Source organism: Aromatoleum sp. (genome assembly GCF_035254505.1).
Taxonomy (GTDB): Bacteria; Pseudomonadota; Gammaproteobacteria; order Burkholderiales; family Rhodocyclaceae; genus Aromatoleum.
This window is the reverse complement of sequence record NZ_DATFAO010000017.1, coordinates 244,370-263,433: the sequence shown is the minus strand read 5'-3', so window position 1 is coordinate 263,433 and position 19,064 is coordinate 244,370. Positions and strand designations below refer to the sequence as shown.

The 19,064-nt window shown below is 66.4% G+C and carries 17 protein-coding genes; 5 read left to right on the top strand and 12 right to left on the bottom strand.

Translation table 11 applies throughout. The features are described from left to right. Positions 1 to 4 precede the first annotated feature (4 nt). The 10 genes from corA to edd all read right to left on the bottom strand — a co-directional run bounded on the left by corA (position 5) and on the right by edd (position 12,822). Positions 5 to 970 (bottom strand): magnesium/cobalt transporter CorA, encoded by a 966-nt coding sequence (corA, locus tag VJ673_RS03615; RefSeq protein ID WP_324124663.1) that lies wholly within the window; start codon positions 968 to 970, stop codon positions 5 to 7. 66 nt (positions 971 to 1,036) lie between these two features. After that, complete coding sequence (gene gloA2, locus VJ673_RS03610) at positions 1,037 to 1,435, bottom strand: SMU1112c/YaeR family gloxylase I-like metalloprotein (protein ID WP_324124662.1); 399 nt, start codon at positions 1,433 to 1,435, stop codon at positions 1,037 to 1,039. Beyond that, a complete protein-coding gene (locus VJ673_RS03605; protein WP_324124661.1) occupies positions 1,432 to 1,707 on the bottom strand; it encodes a SemiSWEET transporter in 276 nt (91 codons plus the stop codon). The genes gloA2 and VJ673_RS03605 overlap by 4 nt, the downstream gene beginning before the upstream one ends. 28 nt (positions 1,708 to 1,735) lie before the next feature. Continuing rightward, positions 1,736 to 4,474 (bottom strand): phosphoenolpyruvate carboxylase, encoded by a 2,739-nt coding sequence (ppc, locus tag VJ673_RS03600; protein WP_324124679.1) that lies wholly within the window; start codon positions 4,472 to 4,474, stop codon positions 1,736 to 1,738. Positions 4,475 to 4,717: 243 nt separating this feature from the next. Next, a complete protein-coding gene (gene eno / locus VJ673_RS03595) occupies positions 4,718 to 5,998 on the bottom strand; it encodes a phosphopyruvate hydratase (protein ID WP_324124660.1) in 1,281 nt (426 codons plus the stop codon). 104 nt (positions 5,999 to 6,102) lie between these two features. Beyond that, entirely contained in the window at positions 6,103 to 7,740 is a 1,638-nt protein-coding gene (locus tag VJ673_RS03590; RefSeq protein WP_324124659.1) for an NADP-dependent glyceraldehyde-3-phosphate dehydrogenase, read from the bottom strand. A 54-nt stretch (positions 7,741 to 7,794) separates the two neighbouring features. Further along, on the bottom strand, positions 7,795 to 9,228 hold the full coding sequence (gene pyk / locus VJ673_RS03585) for a pyruvate kinase (RefSeq protein ID WP_324124658.1): 1,434 nt from the start codon (positions 9,226 to 9,228) through the stop codon (positions 7,795 to 7,797). 8 nt (positions 9,229 to 9,236) lie between these two features. Beyond that, the gene (locus VJ673_RS03580; protein ID WP_324124657.1) at positions 9,237 to 10,316 is read right to left on the bottom strand and encodes an aldose 1-epimerase; all 1,080 of its coding nucleotides are present in this window, start codon (positions 10,314 to 10,316) and stop codon (positions 9,237 to 9,239) included. Then, complete coding sequence (gene eda, locus VJ673_RS03575) at positions 10,313 to 10,951, bottom strand: bifunctional 4-hydroxy-2-oxoglutarate aldolase/2-dehydro-3-deoxy-phosphogluconate aldolase (protein WP_324124656.1); 639 nt, start codon at positions 10,949 to 10,951, stop codon at positions 10,313 to 10,315. Before eda ends, VJ673_RS03580 begins: the two co-directional genes overlap by 4 nt. A 23-nt stretch (positions 10,952 to 10,974) precedes the next feature. After that, positions 10,975 to 12,822 carry a phosphogluconate dehydratase gene (edd, locus tag VJ673_RS03570; protein ID WP_324124655.1) on the bottom strand — a complete coding sequence of 616 codons (1,848 nt, stop codon included), beginning with the start codon at positions 12,820 to 12,822 and terminating at the stop codon, positions 10,975 to 10,977. 380 nt (positions 12,823 to 13,202) lie between these two features. Here edd and zwf point away from each other — a divergent pair, with 380 nt between their 5' ends. From zwf to pgi, 4 genes are read left to right on the top strand one after another with little or no spacing between them, the layout of a single operon-like run. After that, on the top strand, positions 13,203 to 14,675 hold the full coding sequence (zwf, locus tag VJ673_RS03565) for a glucose-6-phosphate dehydrogenase (protein WP_324124654.1): 1,473 nt from the start codon (positions 13,203 to 13,205) through the stop codon (positions 14,673 to 14,675). Positions 14,676 to 14,677: 2 nt separating this feature from the next. After that, on the top strand, positions 14,678 to 15,418 hold the full coding sequence (pgl, locus tag VJ673_RS03560) for a 6-phosphogluconolactonase (RefSeq protein ID WP_324124653.1): 741 nt from the start codon (positions 14,678 to 14,680) through the stop codon (positions 15,416 to 15,418). Between the two features lie 37 nt (positions 15,419 to 15,455). Continuing rightward, positions 15,456 to 16,373, top strand: coding sequence for a transcriptional regulator HexR (gene hexR, locus VJ673_RS03555; RefSeq protein ID WP_324124652.1), 918 nt, complete (start codon positions 15,456 to 15,458; stop codon positions 16,371 to 16,373). A 1-nt stretch (position 16,374) separates the two neighbouring features. After that, the gene (gene pgi, locus VJ673_RS03550) at positions 16,375 to 18,012 is read left to right on the top strand and encodes a glucose-6-phosphate isomerase (protein ID WP_324124651.1); all 1,638 of its coding nucleotides are present in this window, start codon (positions 16,375 to 16,377) and stop codon (positions 18,010 to 18,012) included. Positions 18,013 to 18,063: 51 nt separating this feature from the next. Here the strand turns inward: pgi and VJ673_RS03545 are convergent, their stop codons facing one another. Continuing rightward, positions 18,064 to 18,243 carry a hypothetical protein gene (locus tag VJ673_RS03545; RefSeq protein ID WP_324124650.1) on the bottom strand — a complete coding sequence of 60 codons (180 nt, stop codon included), beginning with the start codon at positions 18,241 to 18,243 and terminating at the stop codon, positions 18,064 to 18,066. Positions 18,244 to 18,413: 170 nt separating this feature from the next. Here VJ673_RS03545 and VJ673_RS03540 point away from each other — a divergent pair, with 170 nt between their 5' ends. Then, positions 18,414 to 18,692, top strand: coding sequence for a DUF504 domain-containing protein (locus tag VJ673_RS03540; RefSeq protein ID WP_324124649.1), 279 nt, complete (start codon positions 18,414 to 18,416; stop codon positions 18,690 to 18,692). Here VJ673_RS03540 and VJ673_RS03535 read toward each other — a convergent pair. Continuing rightward, positions 18,677 to 18,883, bottom strand: coding sequence for a hypothetical protein (locus tag VJ673_RS03535; protein WP_324124648.1), 207 nt, complete (start codon positions 18,881 to 18,883; stop codon positions 18,677 to 18,679). The two genes, VJ673_RS03540 and VJ673_RS03535, sit on opposite strands and share 16 nt — an antisense overlap. Between the last annotated feature and the right edge of the window lie 181 nt (positions 18,884 to 19,064).

Genomic DNA, 19,064 nt, shown 5'->3' with positions numbered 1-19,064 from the left:
GCCCTTACAGCCAGCCGGTGCGCCTGAAACGCAAGTACAGCACGAGGCCGGCGACGCCGATCGTGAGCAGCGCGAAGGGGTAGCCGTAGACCCAGTCGAGCTCGGGCATGTTGTGGAAGTTCATGCCCCAGATGCCGGCAAACGCGGTGACGACCGCGAAGATCCCGGCCCAGGCGGCAAGCTTCTTGTTCACCTCGCCGTCCTCGATCGCGACCATCGACAGGTTTACCTGGATCGCGGTGGCGATCGTGTCGCGGATGGTGTCGAGCGAGGCGTTGATGCGCAGGAGGTGGTCGGAGACGTCGCGGAAATAGTCGCGACTATTTGCGCACACGGGCGGGACGCGGCTACCGGAGAGCTTGCCGGCGGCTTCCATCAAGGGGGCGACCGCGTGCTTGAGGGTCATGACCTGACGCTTGAGGTCGTAGAGCCGTTCGATGTTGTGCCGGGCCGTGCCCTTCACGAAGATCTGCGCTTCGATCTCTTCGAGTTCGGATTCGAGCCGATCGATGATCGGGAAATAACGGTCGACGACAGCGTCCATCAACGCATACAGCACGAAGCCCGAGCCCTGCTTGAGCAGATGCGGCTCGCGTTCGCAGCGCTGGCGTACGCCGAGGAAGTGCTGCTGGCTGTGGTTGCGAACCGACAGCACATAGTTGGGGCCGACGAAGACATCGACTTCGCCGACCGCGATCTCGCTCTTGTCGAATTCCAGAAGCTGCATCACGGCGAAGACGGAATCGCCGTACTCCTCGATTTTGGGGCGTTGATGGCCGTGGCGTGCGTCTTCCACGGCGAGTTCGTGGAGATTGAACTCCTCGGCCATCTGGTCGAGTTCCTGCGGGGTCGCGTCGCGCAGCGCGACCCAGACGAAACAGCCCGGTTTGGCGAGGTAGTCGCTGATTTCCTCGACGGTGAGATCCGCGAGCCGGGAGCCGTTCTCGTAGGCGACGCAGTTGATCAGCATGCAGGAACCCTTTCATGTGCCATGGTGCGCGACATGGTAGGGCCGCGCCGGGCAAACGGGTAGAGACTACGGATGTTCGTAGAGTTCCAGCGGCAGGCCGTCGGGGTCAGCGAAGAAGGTGAAACGGCGTCCGGCGAGTTCGTCGAGGCGGATCCGTTCGGTGGTTACGGCACGCGCTTGGAGGGCGCGTACTGCGGCGTCGAGATCGGCGACCGCGAAGGCGAGGTGGCGCAGGCCGGAGGCTTCGGGGCGGGAGGGGCGTGGCGGCGGATCGGGGAAGGAGAAGAGTTCGAGTTGAGTGCCGTCGGGCAGCAGAAGATCGAGCTTATGCGAGCGGCGTTCGGCCCGAAAGGTCTCGGCGACGACACGCAGGCCGAGCACTTCGGTGTAGAAGTGTTTCGAGCGCGCGTAGTCGCTGCAGATGATTGCGACGTGGTGGATACCCGTGAGAGCCGGTCCGCTCATCGCCGCTCCCGGCGTTCGCGTTCGTAGCGGATCTTCATCGCGAGGATGCTGAGCGCGAAGAACAGCGTCACGACGTTGGCGAGCAGGACGGGCCAGGAGTCGACCAGCAGGCCGTAGGCGAGCCATAGCGCAACACCGGTCGAGAAGACGCTGTACATCGACAGCGAGATCGCCCGCGCATCCCGGGTGCGCCAGATATGCAGGGCCTGCGGCACGAAGGAGGCCGTCGTCAGGACGGCAGCGAGGTATCCGATCGTATCGGTGGGGGTCATGGTTCAGATGGCTCCGTCGCGTGGCCGATTATCCGCTGTTCCGTAACCCGGCCGCGATGCCGTTGATCGACAGGTGGATGCCACGCCGGATGCGTTCATCGTCGGCGCCTTCGCGATGGCGGCGCAGCAGTTCGACCTGGACGTGGTTGAGCGGGTCGAGGTAGGGGAAGCGGTTGCGGATCGACCGCTTGAGGAGCGGATTGCCGTCGAGGAGTTCGTGCTGACCGGTGATCTTGAGCAGTGCATCGATCGTCGCGTGATGTTCGCCGCGGATCACCGGGAAGATCGCATCACGCAGTCCCTCGTCGTGAACGAGTCCGGCGTAGCGGCTCGCGATGGCGATATCGCTTTTCGCGAGCACCATATCCATGTTCGATAGCAGGGTCGCGAAGAAGGGCCATTCGCGATGCATGGCCCGCAGCCGTTCGAGGCCGCTCTTGCCGTGGCGTTCGAGGTAGTCCGTGATGCCAGCGCCGAAACCGTACCAGCCGGGCAGCATCAGGCGGCACTGCGACCAGCTGAAGACCCAGGGGATCGCGCGCAGGTCCTCGATGGCGAAGCTCTTCTTGCGCGAGGCGGGGCGCGAGCCGATGTTGAGCTGGGCGATCTCGTCGACGATCGTCGATTCGCGAAAGTAGCGTTCGAAGCCTTCCGTCTCGTAGACCAGCGCGCGGTAGGCGCGGAAGGCGGTGGCGGAGAGCTCGTCCATCGCGTCGAGGAATTCGGCGCGCGGCGCGGGTTCCTTGGCGGAGAGCAGGGTCGCTTCGAGGGTCGCGGCGACGAGGACTTCGAGATTGCGCCGGCCGACTTCGGGATTGCCGTATTTGGCGCCGATGACTTCGCCCTGTTCGGTGAGGCGGATCTGGCCCTGAACGGCGCCGCCGGGCTGGGCGAGGATGGCCTGATAGCTCGGGCCGCCGCCGCGCCCAACCGAGCCGCCGCGGCCGTGGAAGAGGCGCAGGCGGACGTTGCGGCGACGGAAGACGTCGACCAGCGCGATTTCGGCTTTGTAGAGTTCCCAGCCGGATGTGAGGAAGCCGCCGTCCTTGTTGGAGTCGGAGTAGCCGAGCATCACTTCCTGCGTGCGCTCGCGCGAGGCGAGGAGGCGTTGCCAGGCGGGAAGGTCGAGCAGGCGGTCCATGATCGGGCCGCTCGCCTGGAGGTCGGCGATGGTCTCGAAGAGCGGGATCACGTTGACGGCAAGCTTGTCGGTACGTGGATCGAAGAGACCTGCTTCCTTCAGCAGCACCGCGACTTCGAGCAGGTCGGAGACGCTGTCGGCCTTCGAGATGATGTAGTTCGGCACCGACGCGGGACCGTAGCGGCAGTGCGCCTCGCGCGCCATCGCAGCGATCGCGAGTTCGGAGGCGGTTTCGTCGGAATAGGTGAAGTGCGGTGAATTGAGCGGGCGCGGGGTGGAGAGTTCGTCAAGGAGGAGTGCGATGCGATGTTCCTCGCCGAGCGCCTGGTAGCGCGTGCCGGGCTGGGCGACCTCGAAGAGTTCGGCGACGACGCGCTCGTGCACATCGGAGTTCTGGCGCAGGTCGATTGGTGCGAGGTGGAAGCCGAATACTGTGACGGCGCGGCGCAGGGAGCGGAGGCGGCCGCGGGCGAGTTCGGCGGAGCTGTTGGCGACGAGCGAGCGGTGGACGATGGCGAGGTCGGCGGCGAGGGCTTCCGGGTTCGCGTAGGGTTCGACCGGATCGATCTCGCTCCGGCTGGCGATCAGGGTATACCGGGTCGCGAGTAGGCGGGCGCGGATGTGAGCGACCGCGCGCCGATAGGGTTCGTCACTGCGATGGGGCGAACAGTCGGGCGAGGCGTCGGCGAGTGCGAGCAGGTCGTCGGAGGCCGTCACGAGGAGCGCGGCGAGCGAGAGTTGCGAGGCGAGGACTTCGAGTTCGGCAAGGTAGTGGCCGAGCACACGCTCACATTGCATCGCAAGCGCCTCTTGGAGCATGTCGGCGGTGACGAAGGGGTTGCCGTCGCGATCGCCGCCGATCCAGCTGCCGACCTGCAGGAAGGCGGGCAGTTCGTGGTCGGCGAGGGAGGCGTCACAGCCGTATAGCTCGTCTTCGATGGCGGCATAGAGGCGCGGCACTTCGCGCAGAAAGGTGGTGTCGTGATAGCCGAGGCCGTTCGTAACTTCGTCGACGACCGAGAGCCTGGCGGGGCGGAGCATGCGGGTCTGCCACAGCGTCAGCACGCCGCGACGCAGCGCGTCGTCGTTGTCGCGCAGCTCGTCGGGAGTGAGCGTCATGCGGTCGCGCTGGTCGAGGAGGCGCGCGATCGCGGTCTGGCAGTTGAGGATGCTCTTTCGCTGGACTTCGGTCGGGTGGGCGGTGAGCACCGGCACGACGCGTGCGGTCGCGAAGAAGTCGGTGAGACTCGAAGCGTCGAGGCCGGCCTCGAAGGCGCGGTTTATCGCATACGTGAGGCTGCCTTCGCGGGGCGCGGAGCGGGCGATCAGGTGGGCGCGCGAGCGGCGGATATGGTGTTGGTCTTCGGCGAGGTTCGCGAGATGCGAGAAGTAGCTGAAGGCGCGGACGACGTGTAGCGTGTCCTTGCGCGACAGGCCGTCGAGAGCGGTTTCGAGGTCGTGGCGGGCACCGCGGTCATCGTCACGGCGGAAGCGGATGGAGTCGCGGCGGATTCGCTCGATCAAGTCGAACACGGCTTCGCCCTCGCGGGCGCGCACGGTATCGCCGAGCAGGCGGCCGAGCAGCCGGATGTCGTTGCGCAGGGCTTGGTCCTTGTCGGTATTCAGATCAGAGGAGAGTGCAACGTTCACGGCAGGACTCCGCAAGGCGAACGGCCCGCCGCGCGGCGCGGCCGTGGGGAATAAAAAGGACCGGCATCACCGCCAGGGAGTGAGCGTTAATGCGATGCCGGTTGGAGAGCAATCTTTAGGATCATATTGGCCACAAAGCCGCCGTTCGGACCGAGCTCGTCGAGGTCCGGGCGGTGCCCGTCGACGGGCCCGGGGCGAACGGAAGTCTTGGTCGCCGTATTACATCCGGAACGCCTTGGAGCCCGCGAAGTGTGCGTCGGCGCCGAGTTCGCGTTCAATCGCGAGCAGGCGGTTGTATTTCTCGACGCGGTCGGAGCGGCTCGCTGAGCCGGTCTTGATCTGGCCGCAGGCGGTCGCGACCGCGAGGTCGGCGATTGTCGTGTCGCTGGTTTCGCCCGAGCGGTGCGACGCGATCGACGCGTAGCCGGCGCGGCGGGCCATCTCCATCGCGGCGAGCGTCTCGGTGAGCGTGCCGATCTGGTTCGGCTTGATCAGGATGGCGTTGGCGATGCCCTTCTCGATGCCTTTCGCGAGGATCTCGGTGTTGGTGACGAAGAGATCGTCGCCGACGAGCTGCACGCGGCGGCCGAGGCGGTCGGTGAGCAGGCCCCAGCCGGCCCAGTCGTCTTCGGCCATGCCGTCCTCGATGCTGAAGATCGGGTAGTCGCCGACGAGCTCGGCGAGGTAGCCGCAGAATTCGGCACGGGAGAAGTGCTTGCCTTCGCCTTCGAGCTGGTAGGCCTCGTCCTTGTGGAATTCCGAGGCGGCACAGTCGAGCGCGAGCGCGATCTCGGAGCCGGGCTTGTAGCCGGCGCGCTCGACTGCTTCGAGGATCAGGTCGAGCGCTTCGCGGGTGCCGCTGACGTTGGGCGCGAAGCCGCCTTCGTCGCCGACCGAGGTCGGGTAACCCTTCTTGTCGAGCAGCCCCTTCAGCGCGTGAAACACGCCGACGCCCGCGCGCAATGCGTCGCTGAAACGCTCGAAGCCGTGCGGCACGATCATGCATTCCTGGATGTCGAGGCTGTTGTTCGCGTGCGCGCCGCCGTTGATGACGTTCATCAGCGGCACCGGCAGCGTGAAGCCGCGCGAGGCGTCGCCGAGATGGCGGTAGAGCGGGATGGACTGGGCGTTCGCGGCGGCGTGGGCGGTCGCGAGCGAGACGGCGAGCAGCGCGTTGGCGCCGAGCTTCGACTTGTCCGGACTGCCGTCGAGCTCGCACAGCAGCGCGTCGATCGCGCCCTGGTCGCGCGCGTCACGGCTTTTCAACGCGGCGGCGATCGGGCCTTCGATGTTGGCGAGTGCTTTCGTGACGCCCTTGCCGCCGAAGCGGGCGGCGTCGCCGTCGCGCAGTTCGAGCGCTTCGCGGGCGCCGGTGGAGGCGCCGGAAGGCACGGCGGCGCTGCCGGTGTGGCCGGAGTCGAGGCGCACGGTCGCTTGGAGGGTCGGGTTGCCGCGGGAGTCGAGGATTTCGAGGGCTTCGATCGAGGTGATGGCAGTCATGGTCGTCGTTCGGGCGTCAGGGGCGGTGCGCAAAAAAAGGGCCGGCATCTGTTTCTGGAGAGCGTGATGTCGGCCCGGAGGAGGAACGGTGGTTCGAGCCTTCGTCAGAGGATGAAACGCGTATTGACGAAGTTCGACTTGTTGCCGAGCACGATGCTGTCGAGCAGCTTCTTCGACGCCTCGGTCTGTTTCGCGGCAACCATCGTGCGGATCGAGAACGAGCGCAGCGCGTCATGCACGGAGAGCGTGCCTTCGGCCGAATCCTTGCGGCCGTTGAACGGGAAGACGTCCGGGCTGCGCTGGCATTGCGCGTTGAGGTTTACGCGGCCGACCTGATTGACGAGCGGGTCGATGAGGGTCGCGACCTGGTCCGGGTTGGTGCCGAAGATCGAGACCTGCTGGCCGTGATCGGAGGTGATGACGTACTGGAGCGCGGTCTCGGTGTCCTCGAAGGGCGCGACCGGCACGACCGGGCCGAACTGCTCCTCGCGGTAGAGCTTCATGCCTTCCTTGACGGGGAAGACGACCGCCGGGTGGAACATCGTCTCGACCGAGGCGCCGCCGTTATCGTTGAGCACTTTCGCGCCCTGGGCGACCGCGTCCTCGATCAGTTCGTTCATGTAGCGGACCTTCGCCATCTCCGGCAGCGGCGTGATTGTCACGCCCTTTTCCCAGGGCATGCCGATCTTGAGCTTGCCGATCTCCTCGCAGAAGCGGCGCAGGAATTGGTCGGCGATCGCCTGATGCACGAGGATCATCTTGATCGCGGTGCAACGCTGGCCGTTGAAGGACAAGGCGCCGGTAATGCATTCCTTGACCGTGAGCTCGATGTCGGCATCCGGCAGGACGATCGCGGCGTTCTTGGCTTCGAGGCCGAGCACGGCGCGCAGGCGGTTGGTCTTCGGGTGGGCCTTCTTCAGCTGGTCGGCGACCTTGCTGGTGCCGATCAGCGCGAGCACGTTGACCTTGCCCGACGCCATGATGTGCGGCACGACGACGCTACCCTGGCCGTAGACGATGTTGATCGCCCCCGCCGGGAAGGCGCTGCGGAAGGCTTCCAGCATCGGGTAGTACAGCAGCACGCCGAAGCGCGGCGGCTTGAAGAGCACGACGTTGCCCATGATCAGCGCCGGGATCAGGGTGCAGAAGGTCTCGTTCATCGGGTAGTTGTACGGGCCCATGCACAGCACGATCCCGAGCGGCGAGCGGCGGATCTGCGCGATCGTGCCCTCGACGATCTGGAAGCGCGAGTTGGCGTTGTCGAGGTTCTTCAGCTCGGCGATGGTCGCCTTGATGTAGTCGATCGTGCGGTCGAATTCCTTCTCCGAGTCGGCGAGGCTCTTGCCGATCTCCCACATGATCAGGTTCACGATCTCGTGCCGGCGCGCGACGATCTGGTTCGTGAAGTTCTCGACGCATTCGATGCGTTGGGCGACGGACATCGTCGGCCACTCGCCGCGGCCGTTGTCGTAGGCCTTGACCGCGGCAGCGATCGCCGCGTCGGCTTCGGCGGTGCCGGTGACGGGGAAGCTGCCGAGCTCGACGGGCGTCAGCTTGCCGTCGGCCGCGCGCATCGCGACGGGCGAATAAACGGGCTTGGTTTCACCCTTCCAGATCTGCATTTCGCCGTTCAACAGGATCGAGCGCTGATGCAGCGGTGCGAGCACGCGGCATTCGGCGGGCACGTCGGCTTCGGTCGGGAAGAGGGCTTGAAGTTTGGCGTGGATGGCAGTGGCGTTCATGGTTGTCTCTCTGTCTCTCTCGTATGTCTCTTGTCGGGGTCGGGGTCGGGGGCCTTAGGCAACTACAGCCGCTTCGCCGGCCGGCCACGCGAGGCGCAGCAGGTTGGTGCTGCCGGGAGTGCCGAAAGGCACGCCGGCGGTGACGACGACCGCCTGGCCCGGGGCGGTGAGCCCCTCGGCGCGGCAGTGTTCGAGCGCGACGTTGACGATCTCCTCGACTTCGCAGGCCTCGACGGAGCGGCGGGAACGCACGCCCCAGACGACGCACAGGCGGCGCGCGACCCCTTGCGAGGGCGTGAGCCCCAGGATCGGCGAGCGCGGGCGCTGGTGCGCGATGCGCAGCGCCGTCGAGCCGGAGGCCGTGAAGGCCACCGTCGCCGACAGCGGCAGCGTCGCCGCAACCGCGCGGATCGCGGTGCCGATGGCGTCCGTGGTGTTGCCCTTCGGGTCGGCGCCCACAGCTTCCATCAGCTGGCGCTGCAAGGGATCGGCCTCGGTGCGGGCGATGATGCGGGTCATCATCGCGAGCGCGTCGACCGGGTACTTGCCCGATGCGGTCTCTGCGGACAGCATCACCGCGTCGGCGCCGTCGAACACCGCGGTCGCGACGTCGGAGGCTTCGGCGCGGGTCGGCGCCGGGGCCGAAATCATCGATTCGAGCATCTGCGTCGCGACGACGACCGGCTTGCCGGCGCGGCGGCACAGCCGCACGATGCGCTTCTGCAGGCCGGGGACGTCCTCGGGCGGGAGTTCCACGCCGAGGTCGCCGCGCGCGACCATGATCCCGTCGGCGAGCGCGATGATCTCTTCGAGTTCGACGAGCGCCGACGGTTTCTCGATCTTCGCCATCAGCAGCGCCTTGTCGCCGATCAGCTCGCGGGCTTCTGCGATGTCCTCGGCGCGCTGCACGAAGGACAGCGCGACCCAGTCGATACCCAGTTCCAGGCCGAAGGCGAGGTCGCGGCGGTCCTTCGCGGTCAGCGCGGACAGGGGCAGGGCGACGTCGGGGACGTTCACGCCCTTGCGGTCCGACAGGCGCCCGTCGGTCAGCGCTTCCATCTCCAGCACGCCCTCGCTCTTCGCAACAACCTGCAGGCGCATCTTGCCGTCGTCGACCAGCAGTACATGGCCAGGGCCGACCGCATTGATGATTTCGGGATGCGGGATAGCGACGCGCTCGGCATTGCCCGGCGTCGGGTCGAGATCGAAGCGGATGCGATCGCCGCGATTGAGCGTGACGCCGCCTTCGGCGAAGGTGCCGAGCCGCAGCTTCGGGCCCTGCAGGTCGATCAACACGCCGATAGGGCGGCCGAGGCGCTCTTCGACCGCACGAATGCGGTGGTAGACGGCGCGATGGTCGTCGTGGCTGCCGTGACTGAAGTTCAGGCGGAAGACGTCCGCGCCAGCCTCGGCAAGCGCACGCAAAGTGTTCTCGTCGCCGCTCGCAGGGCCGACGGTCGCAATGATCTTGGTGTTCTTGCCTTGCATCTCGGGTCTCACTCGATGGCGCTGGAAGCGCGGTTGAAGGTGGCGGGTGCAGCATCGACGTCGAACTCCACGCCGCAACTGAAGCTGGAGGTGGTGCCGGGCGGCAGACGGATCGCCCGTGCGCATTCGTCGCGGTTGAACGCGTCGGTCATGACCTCGACCGGCTCGATCGCGATCGAACGTCGGGCGTCGCGCGAGAGCGTGTCGCCGGTGAAGACGTGCGTGAGTCCGCCGCGTTGCCAGACGGTCAGGCGGCGGCCGGTCGCAGGGTCGCGCAGGCGGCTGCGGACCAAGCCGTCGGCCTCCGCTTCGGCGCCGGCGTAGCAGCCGTCGATGACCGCATCGCCTATCAGGCGCGGCTCCCGGAAATCGGGCAGCGCAGTTTGAGCGATGGGCGCGTAGGCGGCGTCGCCGGGCAGGGGCAGCAGCTTTCTGTCCGTGGCGATGCAGCGGGCGGCAGGCACTGTCAGCTCGAGCGTCTCGATCGGCGCGTCGCCGAGCCTGAAGTACGGATGCCACCCGGCCGCGTAGGGAATGGCCCGTTCGCCGATGTTGGTGCCGGTGACGGTGAGCGCGACGCCGCGGCCCGTGAAACTCACGCGAACGCTCAGCTTCAGCGCAAATGGATAGCCGGGGAAGTCGTCCGGACGGATCACGCCGGTGAAGAGCACGCTCGCGCCGGCGATGCTCTCCTGCACGTCGGCGACGCTCAACTCCATCTCGCGCAGGAAGCCGTGGTAGATCAGGCGTTGGCCGTCCGGTACGCCGGGCAGCAGGTCGAACTCACGGTCGTCGAAACGATAGCGGCCGTCGGCGATGCGGTTGCAGAAGGGGGCGAGGATGCCGTTGCGCACGCCGTTCTGGCTGTCGAACTCGACCGCCGTCTCGTAGCCGTCAGCCAGCGACACCATCTCGCCCGCATGCGGCACGCGCCACGCGAGCAGCGTTGCTCCGCGCCGGGCGAAGACGGCGCAGGCGCCGCTGCGCTCGTCGCGCAGTTCCAGCGCGGGAATCCCGCCGAATTCGACCTTGCGCACGCGGAAGGACGAGGTTTCGGCACGAGCGAAGGGCATCGCCAGAGAACTCACTTGGCGGCTTCCGTGGGGCGCAAGGCTGCAGCGGCGCACGCAAGTTCGGTGATCGCCGCCCAGTCGCCCGCGCGAACGCGATCGGCCGGTGTCAGCCACGAGCCGCCGACGCAGGCGACGTTCGGCAGTGCGAGGAAGCCCGGAGCCGTTGTCGCATCGATGCCGCCAGTCGGGCAGAAGCGGACCTGCGGGAATGGTCCGCCGAGGGCCTTCAGCATGCCGATGCCGCCGGCCTGCGCAGCGGGGAAGAGCTTCATCGCGGTGTAGCCCGCGGCGAGGGCGTTGATCACGTCGGACGGGGTCATCACGCCGGGCAGCAGCGGGATCGCCGATTCATGGCCGGCGCGCAGCAATTCGGGCGACGCCCCGGGGCTGACCGCGAAGACCGCGCCTGCTCCGGCTGCAGCCGCGAGGTCGGCAGGCGTGACGACGGTGCCGACGCCGACGATCGCATCGGGGACTTCTGCGCGAATCGCGCGCACGCTCTCCAGCGCCGCTGCGGTGCGCAGCGTCACTTCGAGCACGCGGATGCCGCCGGCGACGAGCGCACGGGCGAGGGGAACGGCATCGGCGACCTTGTCGAGCACGATCACCGGCATCACGGGGCTGGCGGCAAGGAAGGTGGAAATATCCATCAGTCGAATCTCCAGAATCAGGTTCAGGCGGCCTGCAGCGGGCCGGGCAGGGTGGAGCCGAAGGTGCTGGCGCCCTGTTCGGCACCGCTCGCATTGGCTCGCGCATTGAAGAAGAGCTCGCGGCCCACGCCGTGCTGGTTCCCTTCGAGGTCGGCGGTGGCGATCTCGCGGGCGGCCCATTCAGCCGCGGGAACGAGGGCTTCGAGCGTGCCGGCTTCGGCATCGAGCCTGATCAGGTCGCCGTCACGCAACTTCGCGAGCGGACCACCGGCAAGGCATTCGGGCGTCGCGTGGATCGCGGCGGGAACCTTGCCCGACGCACCCGACATGCGCCCGTCGGTCACGAGCGCGACGTGGTAGCCCTGGTCCTGCAGCAGGCCGAGTGCCGGCGTCAGCTTGTGCAGTTCCGGCATCCCGTTCGCGCGCGGCCCCTGGAAGCGGACGACGGCGACGAAATCGCGCGTCAGCTCGCCGCGCTTGAAGGCCGCCATCAGCTCGTCCTGGTCGTTGAACACGATCGCGGGCGCTTCGACGACGCGGTGTTCGGGCTTCACGGCGGAGACCTTGATCACCGAGCGGCCTAGGTTGCCTTTCAGCAACTTCAGGCCTCCGTCTGCACTGAATGGGTCCGAGGCTGGACGTAGGACTGTCGGATCGATGCTCTCGGCAACTGCCGGACGCCACGCAACCTGCTCGCCGTCGAGCCACGGCTCCTCGGTATAGCGGGCGAGGCCTTGGCCCATCACCGTCATCACGTCGCCGTGCAGCAGACCGGCGCCGAGCAGTTCACGGATCAGGAAGCCCATGCCGCCGGCGGCATGGAAGTGGTTCACATCGGCGCTGCCGTTCGGGTAGATGCGCGTCAGCAGCGGCACGACGGCCGACAGCTCGTCGAAATCGTTCCAGTCGATGTGAATGCCCGCGGCGGCAGCGATCGCCACGAGGTGGATTGTGTGGTTGGTCGAGCCACCGGTCGCGAGCAGACCAACGATGGCATTCGCTATCGCGCGCTCGTCGATCACTTTCGCGATCGGAATGTATTCCTTTCCGAGCCGGGTAACGCCGGCAAGTCTCCGCGCGGCGGCGCGCGTCAGCTCGTCGCGCAGCTGGGTGCCCGGATTGACGAAGGCGGCGCCGGGAAGGTGCAGTCCCATCACTTCCATCATCATCTGGTTGCTGTTGGCCGTGCCGTAGAAGGTGCAGGTGCCGGGGCCGTGGTAGGCGGCCATTTCGGACTCGAGTAGCTCCTCGCGGGTCGCGCGGCCCTGCGCGAAGAGCTGACGCACGCGCGCCTTCTCGTCGTTGCCAATGCCGGTCGTCATCGGGCCCGCCGGGACGAAGATCGTGGGCAGGTGTCCAAATTGCAGTGCGCCGATCAGCAGGCCGGGAACGATCTTGTCGCACACGCCGAGGCAGAGCGTGCCGTCGAACACGTTGTGCGACAGAGCCACCGCGGTCGCCATCGCGATCACGTCGCGCGAGAACAGCGACAGCTCCATGCCGGCTTCGCCTTGGGTGACGCCGTCGCACATCGCCGGCACCCCGCCGGCGAATTGCGCAACTGCACCGGCGCCGCGGGCAGCCTCCTTGATCAGTGCAGGCATGCGCTCGAGGGGTTGGTGGGCGGACAACATATCGTTATAGGCGGACACGATCCCGAGATTCGGCAGCCGCGCTTGGCGCAACACCAGCTTGTCGTTAGGCGCGAAGGCCGCGTAGGCGTGTGCCTGATTCGCACAGGAAACATGGGTGCGGGCGGTGCCGGCGGCGCTCGCGGCTTTCTCGACGCGCGCCAGGTAGGTTGAACGCGACGCGGCGCTGCGGGCGCGGATACGGTCGGTGACGCGAGCAAGGGTGGGGCTGAGGGTCATGCGGACCTCCTTTGTCTCTGTTTGTCGCCTGACGAATCCTCGTTTCGATCCGCGCCGACGACTTGATTTAGAACAAGTGTAGAATTACTACATTAATGAATGCAAGTACCTTTTCAACAAAATTTCGGTTCGGCGGCGCCATTGCAGTCTGCAAAACTCGAGGCGCGCCAGGTAGCAAGCCCTTTATAAGGGCATTTCAGGGAACTTTCGAGATATCGCATCGCGACCCTCGCATGAAAGTTTCAAGCCGCAGACATGTTGACTTTCTACATTTCTGTAGCTTTAATTGGTTGTAGATTTACTACCGCCGACGTCTTAAGCTACCAACTAGCCATGAACGCGCCGGCGCAAGACCAGAACAACCGGAAGAGGCAAACAAAGTGATTCCCCTGGAAGCGTTCGATCTGATCCTGTTTGGCGGCAGCGGCGACCTCGCGATGCGAAAGCTGCTGCCGGCGCTGTATTACCGGCACCGCGACAGCGCGGCCGACCCGAACGCGGCGCGTTGGCGCGTCGTCGGCGTCGGGCGGGAAGATCTGAGCCGCGACGCCTACCTCGCGAAGGTCGAGGCGCATGCGCGCAAGTTCATCGCCGAGCGCGATTTCGACGCTGCCGCCTGGGCCGCCTTCGCCCGCTGCCTCGACTATGTTCCGCTCGATGCGCGCCAGGCCGCGGACTATGAGCGTTTGACCGCAGTCCTCGATAACGATCCCGCCCGCGTGCGTGTTTTCTATCTAGCGACCGCACCCAGCCTTTTCGCGTCGATCTGCGAGAACCTCGGCGCCGCCGGCCTCGTCACCCCCGACAGCCGCGTCGTCCTCGAAAAACCGCTCGGCCGCGACCTCGCGTCCGCACGCCAGATCAACGAGCAGGTCGGTGCAATCTTCAAGGAAGAGCAGATCTACCGGATCGACCACTACCTCGGTAAGGAGACGGTGCAGAACCTGATCGCGCTGCGTTTCGGCAACGCGCTCTTCGAGCCCTTGTGGAGCCGCGCCTGCGTGCGCGACGTGCAGATCACGCTCGCCGAGACGGTCGGCGTCGAAGGGCGGGGCGAGTTCTACGACAACACGGGCGCGCTGCGCGACATGGTGCAGAACCACCTGCTGCAGCTGCTGTGCATCGTTGCGATGGAACCGCCGGCCAGCATCGACCCGGACGCGATGCGCGACGAAAAACTCAAAGTGCTGCGCGCGCTGCGCCCGATGGGGGCCGAGGATGTCGCCACCCGCACGGTGCGCGGCCAGTACCGAGCAGGCGCCGTCGACGGCAAGCCGGTGCCGGCCTATCTCGAAGAGGCTGGAATTCCGTCCGACAGCCGCACCGAGACCTTCGTCGCGCTCAAGGCCGAGCTCAATAACTGGCGCTGGGCTGGCGTGCCGTTCTACTTGCGCACTGGCAAGCGCATGCAGGAGCGTGTCGCCGAGATCGTCGTGAATTTCCACGAGGTGCCGCACGCGCTCTTCCCGTCCGTCTCGGGCGAACGGGCCGCGAACCGGCTCGTGATTCGACTGCAGCCCGATGAGGCTCTAGAGCTGCATCTGATGGCGAAGGTGCCGGGCGACGAGATGCGCCTGCGTCCGGTGGCGCTCAACCTCGATTTTGCCGAGACCTACCACACGCGCCAGTGGGACGCCTACGAGCGCCTGCTGATGGACGTGATCCGCGGCAAGCTGACGCTGTTCATGCGTCGCGACGAACTGGATGCAGCCTGGCGCTGGATCGAGCCGATCCTCGAAGGCTGGGAACAGGACTCGACGCCGCCGCGTCCATACACTGCGGGCACCTGGGGCCCGGCTGCCTCGAGCGCACTCGTCGGTCGTGACGGCCTCGCCTGGCTGCAGGATTCGTGATCATGACGACGACGGTGGATACCATGGAACTGCGACTGCCGCCCCACGTCGGGCAGAACGTGTTCGACGACAACGCCACAATGGCGGCGGCGCTCGCCGACCGCGTCGCCGCGATGCTGCGTCATGCGATCGGCCGGCGGGGCCAAGCGAGCCTCGTCGTGTCGGGCGGGCGCAGCCCTTTGCCCTTCCTGCGTTCGCTCGGGCAGCGCAAGCTCGACTGGTCGCGGGTGACGGTGACCTTGGCCGACGAACGCTGGGTGCCCGCAGACCATCCGGACAGCAACGCCGGGCTGGTGCAGGCGAACCTGCTGCGCGGACCGGCGGCCGAGGCGCGCTTCGTTCCGCTCTACGGAGGCGAAGCCACGCCCGTCGCGGGGCTTGCCGCCTGTGCCGAACGCCTTCGCGATCTGCCGCGTCCGATCGACGTCGTCGTGCTCGGCATGGGCGAGGACGGCCATTTCGCGTCGCTCTTCCCCGGAATCGACGGCCTCGATACGCTGCTTTCACCGGGCGCGCCGCAGCTTGCCGCGGCCACGCCACCGGCAGCGCCGCATCCACGCATCACCTTCACGCTGCCCGCGCTTCTCGACGCCCGCAACGTCATCGTGCAGATCAACGGGCCACGCAAGGCGGCGGTGATCGAGCAGGCCGCGGAGCAGGGCGAACACTTGCTGCAACCGATTGCTGCACTTCTGAGACAAAATGCGGCCCCGACGCAGGTATTCTTCAGCCCCGCCGAGTGACGAGCTGCCACGGACACCGGAGACAAAGGTTACGAATATGGACGACCTACCAATCATCACCCCGCCCGACCCCAGTTCGGGCGACGCGGACCTCCGCCAGACGAGCGCGCTGCTCGGACGCATCGAGGCGAGCATCGGCGACCTGCGTAAGTCGGAACGCGCTGTCGCGGAATTCGTGCTCGGCCGACCGAATGAAGTGCTCAACATCTCGATCGCCGAACTCGCCTATCGCGTCGGAGTCAGCCAGCCAACCGTGGCGCGCTTCGTCAATGCGCTGGGGTTCACGGGCTTCAAGGACTTCAAGCTGCGCCTCGCGCAGAGCCTCGCAAGCGGCGTGCCGTATGTACACCGCGACGTCGGCCCCGACGACACGCTCGACGAGGTCGCCCCCAAGGTCTTCAACCGCACGATCGGTGCGCTGATCAGCGTGCGCAACCAACTCGACGCGGTGCGCCTCCAGCGCGCTGTCGAACTGGTTACGCGAGCGGGCCGGATGGAATTCTATGGCATCGGCAATTCTGGTATCGTCGCGACCGATGCTCAGCACAAGTTCTTCCGCTTCGGGATTCCCTCGGTCGCCTACAGCGACCCGCACACTCAAGGCATGGCCGCGACGCTGCTCGAAGAGGGCGATGTGGTGGTAGCCATTTCGGCGAGCGGGCGCACGCCGGAACTGATCCGCGCCTGCGAGCTCGCCCGCGATGCCGGCGCCGAAGTGATCGCCATCACGGCCAGCGGTTCGCCGCTGTCGCGCGTCGCCAACGTCGTGCTCGCCGCCGACGTACCCGAGGATCCGGACATCTACGCACCGATGACCTCGCGCATCGCGCACCTCGCGATCATCGACGTGCTCTCCGTGAGCGTCGCGCTCGCGAGTGGTCCCGAACTCATCAAACGCCTCGAACGCACCAAGCAGACCCTGCGCGACAAACGCATCCGCGGTTTCGAAAACTGACATGAGCACTCTGACGAATTCTCCCGCCTGGCAGGCGCTGGCGGCGCATCGCGATGAAGTCGGCGATCGTCACCTGCGCGAACTCTTTGCCGACGACGCCGGACGCTTCGAACGCCTTTCGCTACGCGCAGCCGGCCTCTTCCTCGACTACTCGAAGAACCGCATCGACTCACGCACGATGGACCTGCTCGTCGGGCTCGCCCGCGATCGCGGGCTCGAGTCGGCGCGCGCCGCGATGTTCGCCGGGCGCCGCATCAACACTACCGAAGACCGTGCCGTGCTGCACGTCGCGCTCCGCAACCGCAGCGATGCGCCGATCGAACTGGACGGCCAGGACGTGATGCCGGCCGTGCGCGAAGTGCTCGATCGCATGGGCAAGTTCGCCGAAGCAGTGCGTAGCGGCGAATGGCGGGGCTATACAGGCGAGACGATCACGGACGTCGTCAATATCGGCATCGGCGGCTCGGATCTCGGCCCAGCGATGGCCTGCCAGGCGCTCGCCGCCTGCGGCCACGAGCGTCTGACGATGCACTTCGTGTCGAACATCGACGGCGACCACCTCGCTGGAGTGCTCGCGAAGGTCGATCCCGCACGAACGCTCTTCATCGTCGCGTCGAAGACCTTCACGACCATCGAGACGATGACCAATGCCGCCAGTGCCCGCGCGTGGTTCCTAGCGAGCGGTGCGCCGGAAGCGGACGTCGCGAAGCACTTCGTCGCGGTGTCGACGAACGCCGATCGGGTCGCCGAGTTCGGCATCGACCCGGCGAACATGTTCGGATTCTGGGACTGGGTCGGCGGGCGCTACTCGATGTGGTCGGCCGTAGGCCTACCGATTGCGATCTACGTCGGGCGCGATAACTTCGCCGCGCTCCTCGAAGGCGCCCACGCAATGGACCGCCACTTCGTCGAAGCGCCGCTCGCTGCGAACATGCCGGTCATCCTCGGTCTGCTCGGCGTCTGGTACCGCGGCTTCTTCGGCTCGTCGAGCATCTCGATCGCACCTTACGCGCAAGCGCTCGCGCGGCTGCCGGCCTACCTGCAGCAGCTCGAGATGGAAAGCAACGGCAAGTCGGTCACGCGCGACGGCAAGCCGGTCGAGACTGCGACTTGCCCGGTGATCTGGGGCGAGCCCGGCACGAACGGCCAGCACGCCTTCTTCCAGCTGCTGCACCAAGGCACGGACTTGATCCCGGTCGACTTCATCGCACCGCTCGCGGCGAGCCATACGCTCGGCGATCACCACCGGCTGTTGCTCGCCAACTGCATCGCGCAGAGCAAGGCGCTGATGGTCGGCAAGACCGCCGACGAAGTGCGCGCCGAGCTGTCGGCGGGGGGACTTTCGGGGGAGGCGCTCGAAGCGCTGGTGCCGCACCGCGTCTTCCCCGGCAACCGCCCGAGCAACACGCTGCTGCTGCCGGACTTGTCGCCGCGTTCGCTCGGCGCGCTGATCGCGCTCTATGAGCACAAGGTGTTCGTCCAGAGCGTGATCTGGGGCATCAACGCCTTCGACCAGTGGGGCGTGGAACTGGGCAAGCAGATCGCAAGCCGCATTGCTGCAGAACTCGCAGGGAGCGACGCAGGTGAGCACGACGCATCGACACTTGGCCTGATCGCCGCCGTACGCGCTGCCCGCTGAAGTTCAAGCCGCATCGCCCCGCCCCGGTTCACCGCGGCGGGGCTTTCTCGTTTACGGCAAGACGCGATCGTCGCGATAGTCGTAGCGGTGGTAACGGTCGTAACGATCGTCCCAATCGTGGCGGTGATGTCGGTACCACGAAGGATCGTCCCGGTAGTGAGGTTCGGCCGGCACGACCACGCAGCCGGCGAGCAGCGCGGCGGCCAGCATTCCGATAAGTATGCGGGTCATGATCGCTCTCCATTTTTGATCATGCTTGTTCGACCTCTTACGCCGCAGCTCATTGGCCGCAACTTGTAAGTCGATGTTCAGGGGCGCGCCAGTCCGCGCTTTCACGCCAATGCGTTGCACAAACGTCCGCCGCCCACGGGGGTCGAAGCGGCAAGGGCAGGAGGCCGACGATGACCCCCATTCACGAGCTGCTGAGTCGCATTCGCTGGGATCCCGGTTTCGGGCACGGAAGGATCGTCATCGGCTACTACGACCGCGTGGCGGACCGCATCATCCGCGTCCCGCTCAGCCAGGTCTCTTTTGAACCGGACGATCGGTTCTCATGCCGGATCGCGGACGAGGAGGGCGTTGCACATCACGTTCCGCTTCACCGCATCCGGGAAGTCAGCAGGAACGGAAGAGTGATCTGGCAGCGCCCGGCGATGCCCGGTCCTCAGTCGCGGTCATAGCCACGGTAACGGTGACGCCAAGGACGGTGCCCGTCACCGTAGTAGTAGTAACCGCCGCCCCAGACGGGGTAGGGATAGGTGTAGTAGCCCGGGCTCGGGCGCGGGCCGCCGTAGTAGTCGTAGCCCGCCGGTGCCACGACGCAGCCGCTGAGCGCGATGGCGATGAGCAAGCCCCAGAAGTAGCGACGCATGATTGGCCTCCTGTGTGGTCAACCAGTCAACGTCTTCGCACCCTGGGCCGCGGACGCTTCTTTGTGCGGGATTGTAAATCGGTCAATACCGTCGCTCAGGCGCTGCCTGCTCATGGACGCTCGTCTATAGTCTGAAGACGTTCCCCGCCGCGGCCTGCCTGGTCCGGCGTACCTGGGTCCG